The organism is Nocardiopsis sp. iso_237, assembly GCF_056173345.1.
Window position 1 is genome coordinate 4875727 of the sequence record NZ_CM149669.1, and the last position, 11939, is coordinate 4887665.

An 11939-nucleotide genomic window follows, 5' to 3' on the forward strand; every position below is an offset into this window, starting at 1 on the left:
GTCGGTGTGGTCACGGTCCCTCGCCCGCCTTCGGTCGCTGGCTCACTCACGGGTCAGGCCCTCGGCCGGAGCGACACGTGCGGCACGGACAGCGGGGGCCAGGGTCGCGAGCACCCCGATAACGAGGGCAGCGGCCAGGACCAGCCCCAGTTCGCGCCAGGGAACGGACACCACCAGGGGTGCGGTCCCACCGACGATCGCGTCCACCCCGGCCAACCCGAAGGGCACACCGAGAATCACCCCCAGCGCAGCCCCGAGCTGGCAGATCACCACGGCCTCGACGGCGAGCGTGCCGCACAGCCCGGCCCTGCTCAGCCCCAGGGCTCTCAGCAGGGCCACCTCACGGGTTCTCTCCAGGACCGACAGGCTCAGGGTGTTGGCCACCCCCAGAGCCGAGATCACCACCGTGACCAGCAACATCACCAAGGCCAGGGCGACCAGGAGATCGAGGACCTCCGTGAGGTCACCGCGCTCACTGAGCGCCCCGCCGAGTGAGACCTCCGGGTCGGCCCCGGCGACCAGGTCCATCTGGTCAGCGAGGTGGTCGCGGTCCGTCCCCGGTGCCGACACACCCCACACCATGCCCCTGGCGGTCCCCCGCGCCATGTCCTCCAGGACCTCCACCAGCACCACCGGGGCGGCCGTGCCGGAGGCGGTGGCCAGGGCGGACGGGTACACGGTGAAGGTTCGCGCGGCGCCGTCCACTCCGAGTTCGACGCTCTCCCCCGGCGTGGCGTCAAGCGCCTCCAGTTGATCCCCGGAGACCAACATGGCCGGGTGCTGGCCCGGGCCGAACCCGGCGTCGGTGCCCGCGGCGGCATCCAGGAGCGCCTCGAAGCCCGTGGCCTCAGCGAGCCGCGGGGAGACACCGACCACGGTGACCCGGTCCAGGCCCTCGATCTCCAACTGGGCGGTCCGAGGGGACTCCACGTACTCCAGACCCTCGATCTCCCGCACCCGCTCCACGGTGCCCGGGGACACCGACCCTTCGTCGACTCTGGCACTGACGTCCACCGGATAGCGGGAGTCCAGGTCGCCGTCGATGGTGGCCCGGCCCGTGGCCGCGGCCGTGGTGAGCGCGGAGATCAGTCCGAGCCCCAGGACGAGCGCGAGTGTGGCGGTGGCTGCCCGGCCGGTGTCGCGCCGGAGGTTGGCCCCGGCCAGGTCGGCCACGCCGCCCATCCGCCGCAGCGGCCGATGCGCCAGACGGAGCAGTCGGGAGATCGGATAGCGCAGTGCCATGAGGACGCCGACCGCTCCGGCGAAGCCCCCGCCGAGGGCCAGGGGCAGGGACTCCACCCGTGCCCCGGCGACCATGGCCCCCACCCCGAACAGAGCGAGCACGGTTCCCAGTGCGTGTGTCGCACGGAAGCGCACCGCGCCGTCCAGAGGTGCCGACCGCAGGGCCTCGGCCGGGGCGGTGTCGGCGGCCCCGCGTGCCGGGGCCCAGGCCGCGGCCACGGTGGTGCCCACGCCGATGATCACGCAACCGGCCAGAAGGAGCGGGCTGAGGTGCGGACCGTCCCCGGCCAGTCCGGCCAGGGAGGCCCCCGTGTACCCGACCGCGATCCCCGCGCCGAGCCCGATCAGGGAGCCGGTGCATCCGATGATCAGGGCCTCCGCGACGACCAGCGCGCGCACCTGTCCGTGGTCCGCTCCCACCAGGCGCAGCAGGGCGGTGTCACGGCGACGCTGGGAGAGCAGGATCGTGAAGGTGTTGGCGATGACCATGGCCGCCGCGAGCAGTGCCATGAGCGCGCACGCGAGCAGGATGAGATCGAGCTGCTGGGAACCGCCCGCGAAACGGTCGGCGGCCAGCCGGGCCTGTTCCTCGGCGGTCATCACGTGCAGCTCCGGGGACAGCGCGGCGGTCAGGGAGGTCACCGCCTCCCCCGCGCTGACCCCCTGGGCCACACCGGCCAGCACCGTGAGGGGGCTGTCTCCGGCGAAGTACGCCTCGGGGGCGTAGAACGTGTACCGCACACCAGTCAGCGGCTGGAAGTCCAGGTCGACGCTGCCCGTCACCGTGACCGTGTGCTCACCGGCGGGTCGTTCCCCCTCCTCGCCCTGCGCGTCCCCCTCGGAACCGTTGGTCCGGTTGCCGGAGACCCGTACGGTGTCCCCCACACGGAGTCCGAGCGACTCCAGAGTGTCGGTGTCGGCCACGACCTCGTACCTGCTGACGGGCCAGTCGCCCTCGGCCAGGTCGAACCAGCGCAGACCCGGATCGTCCGCGAGCCCGTAGACGTTCGCGGTCCCGCGCAGGTCGTCTGTGGCGACCTGCACGGTTCGTGCGTGGACCTCCGTGACGGTCTCGACGTCGGGGTGCTCCGCGACGGCCGAGGCCCAGTCCGGCCCGGGGTCGACCGCCTCCGGGTCCCGGTCCACGACCACGTCCGCGACGGTCAGCGGAGCGGCGGCCACCGCACGCAGTCCGGCCGCCGAGGTCGAGGAGAACACCGCGGTGGCCGCCAGGAACAGGGTGCCGAGCACGACCGCCAGCAGGACGGCGAGGAGTCGGGCGGGATGGGAGCGGATCTGCGCCCAGGCCAGATTCAACACGGGTGCTCCGTTCGGGCCATGGCGGTGAGGACCTCCGGGGTCGTGGGTCGTTCCAGGGTGTCCCGCAGGACACCGTCGGACATCGTCAGGACCCGGTCGGCGTAGGTCGCGGCGATCGGATCGTGGGTGACCATGACGATGGTCCGACCGAGTTCGGTACTGGCGGCGCGGAGGAGTGCGAGCAGTTCCCGTCCGGTGCTGACGTCCAGGGCACCCGTGGGTTCGTCGGCGAAGAGCACCGCGGGCCGGGTGAGCAGGGCGCGAGCGATGGCGACCCGCTGCTGTTGCCCGCCGGAGAGCTCCGCCGGTCTGTGGCGCAGCCGATCGCCGATCCGCAGGGTGCGCACCACTTCGTCCAGGTGGGTGCGGTCCGGTCTCCGCCCGGCGAGTCTGAGCGGCAGCAGGATGTTCTGCTCGGCGGTGAGGGCCGGCAACAGGTTGAAGGACTGGAAGACGAAACCGATCCGTTCGCGCCGTAGCCGGGTCAGCCCCCGGTCGTCGAGTCGGGACAGGTCCCGACCCTCCACCAGCACCCGTCCCGAAGTCGGGGTGTCCAGCCCGGCCAACAGGTTCATGAGCGTGGACTTCCCCGAGCCGGACGGCCCCATGATCGCGGTGAACTGTGAGGCCTCGAAGGTGAGGCTCACCCCCGCCACCGCGGTGACGGCGGCCTCCCCCGCTCCGTACCGCCGTACGAGTTCACTCGCCTGGAGTACCGCGTCGCGCCGTTCGGTCGGCGTGCTGCTCATCCGGTTCCTTCCCCCACGTGTCCAACCATCCGGAATCCACGCTAGGAATCGGCACCCCCGCGCCAACACTGACGACCGACGGGGTGGCCCCCTGACCAACGACAGGGGTGGAAGTCGGGTCGCGCTGCTACGGGAACACCCGCCGACACCGGTCGATCCAGTCGACGAATCGTCGGATCGGCACCACCGCGGCCCCCGGAAGCCCGCTGGACGGGCGCGTCGACGCCCGCGAGGTCCCGTGGCCGACACCCGCGGAACGGACTTCGTCCAAAGCATTGACGAAGTGCCGCCGCGCTGGCAATGTACGCGGCATCTGCCAGGGGACGACCGAACGGAGACCCACCGTGCACGACGACCGGCGGCTGACCGAGGCACGACTGGACCGCGTCCTGAGGGAACGCGTCTGGCCCGCGGTGTACACGACGTCGATCCCCCTGGAGGTGGCCCGCTGGGACGCGCCCGGGGAACCGGTCCCCGCCGAGGAGGGCATCGGTGCGCCCCACGAACCCGCGCGGGTGGGCGACGCGTGGGGCCCGGCCTGGGGCACCACCTGGTTCCGGCTGCGCGGTCGGGTCCCCGACGAGTGGGCGGGCAGGACCGTGGAGGCCGTGGTCGACCTCGGCTTCGACGACGCCATGCCCGGTTTCCAGTGCGAGGGGCTGGTCCACCTCGCTGACGGGACCGTGGTCAAGGGCCTCAACCCCCGCAACGCCTGGATTCCGGTCGGCGCCCCCGTGAGCGGCGGCGAGACCGTCGAGTTCCACGTGGAGGCGGCCGCCAACCCGGTCATCCTCGGTGACCCCCCGTTCCAGCGGACCGACCTGGGCTCCGGGCGCGGCCCCGAAGACCGCCCCCTGTACCGGCTGGTCCGCGCCGACGTGGCCGTCTTCGAGCGCCAGGTGTGGGAGCTCGCCCTCGACCTGGAGGTCGCGGGCGGTCTCATGCGTGAACTCGACACCGGTGACCCCCGCCGCTGGGAGCTGCTGCGCACCCTGGGCCGCACCCTCGACGCCCTCGACCTCCAGGACGTCCCCGGCACGGCGGAGCGGGCGCGGGGCGTGCTGGCCCCGGCGCTGCGCTCCCCCGCCTCGGCCAGCGCCCACCGGGTGTCCGCGGTCGGGCACGCGCACATCGACTCCGCCTGGCTCTGGCCGCTGCGCGAGACCGTCCGCAAGGTCGTGCGGACCAGTGCGAACGTGGTGGCTCTGATGGACGACCACCCGGAGTTCGTGTTCGCGATGTCGCAGGCCCAGCAGTGGGCCTGGCTCAAGGAGCACCGCCCGGAGGTGTTCTCAAGGGTGGTGCGGGCCGCCGAGGCCGGACGGTTCGTCCCGGTCGGCGGCATGTGGGTGGAGTCCGACACCAACATGCCCGGGTCGGAGGCGTTGGCACGCCAGTTCGTCTTCGGCAAGCGCTTCTTCCGCGACGAACTGGGCGTGGACACCCAGGAGGTGTGGCTGCCCGACTCCTTCGGCTACTCGGCCGCCCTCCCCCAGCTCGTGCGGCTGTCCGGGTCGCGCTGGTTCCTCACCCAGAAGATCTCCTGGAGCCAGGTCAACCAGTTCCCCCACCACACCTTCTGGTGGGAGGGGCTGGACGGCACCCGCGTGTTCACCCACTTCCCGCCGGTGGACACCTACAACGCCGAGCTCACCGGCGCCGAGCTCGCGCACGCCTCTCGCAACTTCCGGGACAAGGGGGGCGCGTCGCGTTCCCTCGTGCCCTTCGGTCACGGGGACGGGGGTGGCGGCCCCACCCGGGAGATGCTGGCCCGCGCGGCGCGTCTGCGCGACCTGGAGGGCTCGCCCACGGTGGAGATCGAGCACCCGGAGCGGTTCTTCGCCAAGGCACACGAGGAGTACGCGGACGCCCCGGTGTGGTGGGGGGAGCTCTACCTGGAGTTCCACCGGGGCACGTACACCAGCCAGACCGCGACCAAGCAGGGCAACCGGCGTTCGGAGCACCTGCTGCGTGAGGCCGAGCTGTGGGCGGCCACGGCCTCGGTACGGGTGGGTGCCCCCTACCCCTACGAACGGATCGAGGAGGTCTGGCGGACGGTCCTGCTCAACCAGTTCCACGACATCCTGCCCGGCAGCTCCATCGCCTGGGTGCACCGCGAGGCGGCGGAGACGTACGCGCGGGTCGCGGAGGAGCTCCGGGAGATCATCGCGGGGGCGCAGGAGGCCCTGGCCGGTGGCGGGACCGGCGGGGGTGGCGTGGTCTTCAACCCCACCCCGCACGAGCGCGACGGTGTTCCGGCCCTGGGCGCCCTCCCCCGGGAGCGGACGGCGGCCCCCGGCCACGCCTCACTCGGCCCGGACCTGGAGGCTCCGGGCGGGTTCGTCCTGGACAACGGGCTGCTGACGGTACGGGTGGACGAACGGGGTCTGGTCACCTCGGTCCTGGACAGGGTCGGAGAGTCGGAGGGACGGGAGGTACTCGCCCCGGGCCAGCCGGGCAACCTGCTCCAGGTCCACCAGGACCTGCCCAACCAGTGGGACGCCTGGGACGTGGACGAGTTCTACCGCAACACCACCGAGGACCTCACCCGGGCCGACTCCGTCGAACCCGAACAGCCCGGTTCGGGCGTCGCCGCCCTGCGCGTCACCCGTTCCTTCGGGGACTCCTCGGTGGTCCAGGTGATCTCCCTGGCGCCCGGAGCGAGGCGCCTGGACGTGGAGACGGTCGTGGACTGGCACGAGCGGGAGAAGTTCCTCAAGGCCGCCTTCCCGTTGGACGTGCGCGCGCACGAGTCGTCGTCGGAGATCCAGTTCGGCCACGTCCGGCGTCCCGCGCACACCAACACCTCCTGGGACACGGCCAGGTTCGAGATCTGCGCCCACCGCTGGGTACACGTCGCGGAGCCCGGCTACGGGGTGGCGGTGCTCAACGACTCCACCTACGGGCACGACGTCACCCGGGACGTCCGGAGCGACGGCGGCACCACGACCACGGTCCGGCTGTCGCTGCTGCGCGCGCCGCGCTTCCCCGACCCCGACACCGACCAGGGCGAACACCGGTTCCGGTACGCCCTGGCCCCGGGAGCGGAGATCGAGGACGCGGTGCGTGAGGGCTACCGGATCAACCTGCCGGTACGGGAGGTGCCCGGAGACGCCGTGGTCGAGCCGTTGGTGGCGGTGGACGACCCCGGTGTGGTGGTGGAGTCGGTCAAGCTCGCCGACGACCGCTCCGGCGACGTGGTGGTGCGCCTGTACGAGGCCCGAGGAGGTCGTGCGCGGGCGGCGGTGAGCACCGGTTTCCCGGCCTCGGGGGTGCGCGCCGTGAACCTGCTGGAGGAGGAGTACGAGGAGGCACCGGAGCTGCTCACGACCACCGCCCCGGACGGGCGGGGAACCCTGCGGGTGTCGGCCGCACTGCGGCCCTTCCAGATCCTGACCCTGCGCTTCGAGCGCTGACCCGACCCCGGGGTCCGGGCTCGCCGTCCCGAGTCCGGACCCCGGCCCCCGACGCCGACCCGGCTATCCCTTGACCGCACCGCCCAGGGCGAACCGGCCGCCCAGCGCCCGCGAGACGGCCATGTACAGCACGACGACGGGAACCGTGTAGAGCAGTGAGTACGCGGCGAGCTCGCCGTACCGCACGGATCCGTACTGGCCGAAGAAGGTGAACACGCGGACCGCCGCCGGCATCTTGTCCGGGCTCGTGAGCAGGATGAACGGGACGAAGAAGTTGCCCCAGGTGGTGACGAGCGTGAAGATCGCGACCACCGCCAGCCCCGGGGCCAGCAGCGGGGCCACCAGGTAGCGGATCGACTGCCAGGCCGAGGCCCCGTCCACCCAGGCGGCCTCCTCCAGGGCGAGGGGGATGCCGTCGATGAAGTTCTTGGTCAGCCAGATCCCGAAGGGCAGTGTGCTGGCGGCCAGGAACAGTGTCGTCGCCACCAGCGAGTTCAACAGGTTGGCCTGCACGAACATCCCGTAGACCGGCACCATGATGGCCGTGACGGGCAGTCCGGTGGCGAACAGCACCGTGTACAGGAACGGCTTCCTGAACCGGAGGTTGTACCGGGAGAGCGGGTAGGCGGCCAGCATCGAGCACACGGCGGTGATGAGCGCGGCTCCCCCGCAGGTCAGGATGCTGTTCCAGATCGGCAGGTAGACGACCTCCGGGGTCATGATCGCCGTGAAGTGGTCCAGCGTGAACCCCGAGGGCGGGCTGGCGCGCAGCGAGGGTTCGGGGTCCACCGACGCGAAGACCATCCACAGCATCGGGACCAGGAAGAGCACCGCCAGAACGCCGAGGACGAGGTAGGCGAGGAAGCCGCCCGCGGCCCGGCTCGGGGCACTGACCACGGCGCGCGTCCGCCGACCGGTGTTCCGGCTCCGCTTCGCGGGCCCTCGGCCACGGCTGGGATGGTCACTCACCGGCCCTCCTCCTTCCGGAGCATCCACACGTAGACGATCGAGAACAGTCCGGCGACCGCGAGCAGCGCCAACGCGATGGCGGTGCCGTATCCGAGGTCTCCCATGCGCAGTGCCTCCTGGTACATCAGCAGGGGGAGCGTGGTGCTCCGGGAGCCCGGACCACCGGAGGTCATCACGAAGATCAGGGTGAAGACCTGGACGGTCTGGAGCGTGATGAGCAGCAGGGTGGTGGCCAGGGTCCGGCGCAGGAGCGGGATGACGACGTGCCACAGCACCTGGAAGCCGGAGGCTCCATCCACCCGCGCCGCCTCCTTGAGGTCCTCGGGGACCTCCGACAGCCCCGCCGAGTAGGTCATCATCGAGAAGGCGGTTCCCTTCCAGACGTTGGCCAGCACCACCGCCAGCAGCGGGGCGGCGAACAGCCAGTTCTGGGACCCGGCACCGATCCAGCCCAGGACCGTGTTGAGGGTGCCCTCCCGTTCGAGGAACGCGTACCAGACGAACCCGGCCACGACCTCCGGAACCACCCACGCGCCCACCACGATCGCGCCCACGGTGGCGCGGACCGCCCCGTTGCGGTTCTGGAGCAGCAGGGCCAGGGTGAGGCCCAGCACGGTCTGCCCGAACACGCAGCCCACCAGGAAGACGACGGTGAGGACGGTGGCGGCCCGGAACCGGGGGTCGGACAGCAGCTGGGTGAAGTTGTCGAACCCCACGAACTCGGTCTGCGCGGCCTGGGCCCCGGTCAGGGCCGCGTTGGTGAGGGAGGCCCACACCGTCCACAGGATGGGCCCCGCGAAGAAGGCCAGGAGCAGGAACAGGGCCGGGGCCATCGGAACGGCCCACCGCGCCGCCCGGGCCACGGGTCGGCGGGACCCGATGGTGGCCACCGGTCAGGAACCCGTCGTGACGTTGTCGGGACCGACGATGCCCTCCACCTCTTCGGCGTAGACCGCGGCGGCCTCCTCCGGGGTGGCCTGGTCGAGCATCACGCTCTCCATGGCCTCCTGGACGGCCAGCGAGATCCTCGGATACTCGCTGTAGGCGGGGCGGAAGCCGGTGATGTCGACCAGGGAGGCGAACTCCTCGGCCTTCGGGGACTCCTCCAGGAAGGCCGGGTCCTCCGCGACGTCCGCGCGAACCGGGATCTGACCGCCCTCCACAGCGAACTTGACGCCGTTCTCCTGGTTGAGCGCGTACGTCATCACCTCCCAGGCGAGGTCGGGGTCGGTGGCGTTGGCGCCCATGGAGAGCGCCCAGCCACCGGACATGCTGGTGGCCCCGGCTCCCTGACCGTTCTGGGTGGGCATCGGGGTGAACTCCATGACCTCCTCCCACTCGGGCCAGGGCTGGTTGGCCTCCTCGATCCAGGACTGGGTGGCCCAGGAGCCCTCCAGGCTGATCGCCATCCCTCCGGAGGGGAAGCGCTCCTCGTTGTTGACCGTGCCGACGTTGGCGTCCAGGGCGTCCTGGGGATCGAGGGTGAGGTCCTCCTCGTAGAGGGTCCGGACGAACCCGAGGGAGTCGGTGAACCCGGTGCTGCCGGTGACCCACTGTTCCGACGCGTCGTCGAAGAGGGCGCCCTCAGTGCCGCTGAGCAGCATCTGGAAGCCCTGGAGGGAGGCCATCTCACCGGCGGGGGTACCCGAGTAGACGTTGAGCGGGACCACGTCGTCTCCGAGTTCCGCCCGGACGGTGCGGGCCGTGTCGAGGACGTCGTCCCAGGTGGCCGGTGTCCAGGGGGTGTCGACCCCGGCCTGTTCGAGCAGTTCGGTGTTGTACCAGAGGCCGCGCACGTCGGTGCCGAGCATCACTCCGTAGCGCTGTCCGTCCAGCGAGGTGACCGCCACCGCCTCCTGGTCGCTGTACTGGTCGCGTTCGTCCCAGGCGTCGAAGCGGTCGTCGAGTGGCATCAGGTATCCGGCGTCGGCGTCCTGGTTGATGGTGAACGTGTCCTGGTAGATCAGGTCCGGTGCCTCGCTGGGCGAGCCGTTCATGAGGTTGACCTGGGTCTGGTAGTCCTCGGCCTGGGCCTCGATGGCGTTGAGTTCGACGGTGACGCCGGGGTTGGCGTCCTCGAAGTCCTCCTTGACCTGGCGCATCAGCGAGTCCATCGCGATGAAGGTGCCGAACTTCTGGTAGACGACCCGGACCGTGTCCTCGTCCCGGTCGGCGCCGGTCGAGCAGCCCGAGGCGACCAGCGCCAGGAGCGGGACGGCGACCGCCGCACGGATGGTGTTCCGTCGGTTTCTCCTCATCGTGGCCCCTCGCGCAGAAGTGGGGTGCCGGGCACCCGAAGCCCCCGACACGTGACTCACATCACTTGCTTACTAAAAACCTTGGATAAAGACAATGGGTGAAGTGGGCTCTTCCGGGGCGGTTACCCTCATGTGGTCAGTCAGCGGCCCGATCGGGCGGAGGGAATCGGCGTATGCGCACAAGCACCAACCTGCTGTGGCTGGGCGGGCTCAACCAGAGCAGGGTGCTCGACGCCGTGCGCCGCTCCGACGGGATCAGCCGGGTGGAACTGGCCGAGCAGACCGGCCTGACCGCCCAGACGGTGTCCAACATCGTGCGCAGGCTCCTGGAGGACGGGCTGGTCCTGGAGGACGGCCGCGCCACCTCGCGCGGAGGCAAACCGGCGACGGTGCTCCGGCTGAACGCCGGCGCCTACTACGCGGTCGGGATGCACATCGACCCGGCCTCCACCACGCTCGTCGTCACGGACCTGGCCGGGCGGGTCGTGGCGCGGAGCCGTCGGCGCACCCCCACGTCGCAGGGGCCGCAGAGGGTGATCGACGCCCTCAGCAGGTCGGTGCGCGCCATCGTGGCGGAGGCGAACGTCCCCGACCGCATCCTCGGGCTCGGGGTGGCCACGCCCGGCCCGCTCGACACCGAGGGCGGCGCCGTCACCCCGCCCCACCTGCCCGGCTGGAGATCGGTGCCGCTGCGTGAGGCACTGGCGGAGGGCACCGGCCTGAAGGTGGTCCTCGACAACGACGCCACGGCCGCCACCATCGGTGAGCGCTGGTCCGGCGGCGAGGAGCGGTCCTCGGACATGGCCCTCGTGTACGTGGGGACCGGGGTGGGCGGCGGGCTCGTCCTGGACGGCCGGGTCTACCGCGGCGCCACCCTGAACGCCGCCGAGATCGGCCACGTGACGGTGGACCCGCGCGGGCCGGAGTGCCCGTGCGGGAACCGGGGCTGCCTGGAGACCTACGTCGCGCCGCACGCGGTCGCCTCGGACGCGGCCAGGCGCCGGGGCGAGGGCACGGCGGACTTCGAACGCGGGCAGGCCCGTACGGTCGCCGCGTACCGCAGGGTGTGCCGTGAGGCGCACGCCGGCGACCCCGTGGCCCTGGAAGTGGTGTCCGCCGCCGGTCGCCGCCTCGGCCAGGCCGCGACCACCCTGCTCAACCTGGTCGACGTGCCGTTGGTGGTGCTCGGCGGCTGGGGTATGTCGCACGTCGGGGAGCTGTACGGCACCGCGCTGCTCGACGCGGTCTCGGAGCGCTCGATCGCCCGTTCCATGCGGCGGGTGCGGGTGGAGACGTCGAGCATCGGCGAGGACGTCGGCGCGATCGGCGCGGCCGCGCTGGTACTGCACTCGGCGTACGCGCCCGAGGTCACCAGCGTGTGAGCCGGGGTCCGGAGTCAGTCCTCACGCAGGGCGTGGCGGAGGATCTCGGCCACTCGGTCCTCGGTGAGGTCCTCGTCCCCGAGCAGGATCCTGGCGCACAGGCCGTCGGCGGTGGCGGCGAAGCGGCGGACGGTCAGTTCGTCGACACCCTGTTGCCGGGCCACCTCCGACACCGCCTCGCGCCATCTCCGCGCCACCGGGCGCAGGGCCGGGCGACGGGCGGCCAACAGGTTGAGCTCACGCTCGGCCAGGGCCCGGGCGCGGCCCTCACCACCGGCTCCTGAGATCACCCGGGCCAGTCCCGCGACGGCCCGCGCCGCGTCCCGACCGGGCTCCTGGAGGGCCGTGAGCTGGTCGATGTAGGCGTCCGAGGCGGCGGTCAGCGCGGCGACCAGCAGGTCGTCCATGGTCTTGAAGTAGTAGACGGCGGAGCTGGCCGGAACGTCCGCCTCCCGGGCGACCGCCCGGTGGGTGACCCCGGCGACGCCGTCGCATTCCACGACCCGGAGCGTCGCGGCGATGATCTCCTCACGCCTGCGCTCGCCCCGGGCCCGTCGTCCGTCGACCCGCTCCGTCGTGCCGCTCACGATCTCCCCCGTCAGT

The 11939-nt window shown here is 71.7% G+C and carries 8 protein-coding genes; 2 read left to right on the plus strand and 6 right to left on the minus strand.

What is annotated here, in order from left to right; all coding sequences use genetic code 11:
- Window positions 1-42 precede the first annotated feature (42 nt).
- The gene (locus AC0VYM_RS22095) at window positions 43-2562 is read right to left on the minus strand and encodes an FtsX-like permease family protein (protein WP_475455158.1); all 2520 of its coding nucleotides are present in this window, start codon (window positions 2560-2562) and stop codon (window positions 43-45) included.
- Window positions 2556-3311 carry an ABC transporter ATP-binding protein gene (locus AC0VYM_RS22100; RefSeq protein WP_475455160.1) on the minus strand — a complete coding sequence of 252 codons (756 nt, stop codon included), beginning with the start codon at window positions 3309-3311 and terminating at the stop codon, window positions 2556-2558. The genes AC0VYM_RS22095 and AC0VYM_RS22100 overlap by 7 nt, the downstream gene beginning before the upstream one ends.
- Window positions 3312-3655: 344 nt before the next feature.
- Between AC0VYM_RS22100 and AC0VYM_RS22105 the strand changes: the two genes are divergently transcribed.
- Entirely contained in the window at window positions 3656-6727 is a 3072-nt protein-coding gene (locus AC0VYM_RS22105; RefSeq protein WP_475455162.1) for an alpha-mannosidase, read from the plus strand.
- A gap of 63 nt (window positions 6728-6790) precedes the next feature.
- Here the strand turns inward: AC0VYM_RS22105 and AC0VYM_RS22110 are convergent, their stop codons facing one another.
- The 3 genes from AC0VYM_RS22110 to AC0VYM_RS22120 form a co-directional block, all read right to left on the minus strand.
- Window positions 6791-7624 (minus strand): carbohydrate ABC transporter permease, encoded by an 834-nt coding sequence (locus AC0VYM_RS22110; protein WP_475463162.1) that lies wholly within the window; start codon window positions 7622-7624, stop codon window positions 6791-6793.
- Window positions 7625-7692: 68 nt separating this feature from the next.
- Window positions 7693-8586, minus strand: coding sequence for a carbohydrate ABC transporter permease (locus AC0VYM_RS22115; RefSeq protein WP_475455164.1), 894 nt, complete (start codon window positions 8584-8586; stop codon window positions 7693-7695).
- 3 nt (window positions 8587-8589) lie between these two features.
- Window positions 8590-9954, minus strand: coding sequence for an extracellular solute-binding protein (locus tag AC0VYM_RS22120; protein WP_475455166.1), 1365 nt, complete (start codon window positions 9952-9954; stop codon window positions 8590-8592).
- A gap of 173 nt (window positions 9955-10127) precedes the next feature.
- Here AC0VYM_RS22120 and AC0VYM_RS22125 point away from each other — a divergent pair, with 173 nt between their 5' ends.
- The gene (locus AC0VYM_RS22125) at window positions 10128-11336 is read left to right on the plus strand and encodes an ROK family transcriptional regulator (protein WP_475455168.1); all 1209 of its coding nucleotides are present in this window, start codon (window positions 10128-10130) and stop codon (window positions 11334-11336) included.
- Between the two features lie 14 nt (window positions 11337-11350).
- Here the strand turns inward: AC0VYM_RS22125 and AC0VYM_RS22130 are convergent, their stop codons facing one another.
- Window positions 11351-11923 carry a TetR/AcrR family transcriptional regulator gene (locus AC0VYM_RS22130; RefSeq protein WP_475455170.1) on the minus strand — a complete coding sequence of 191 codons (573 nt, stop codon included), beginning with the start codon at window positions 11921-11923 and terminating at the stop codon, window positions 11351-11353.
- Window positions 11924-11939: the final 16 nt, after the last annotated feature.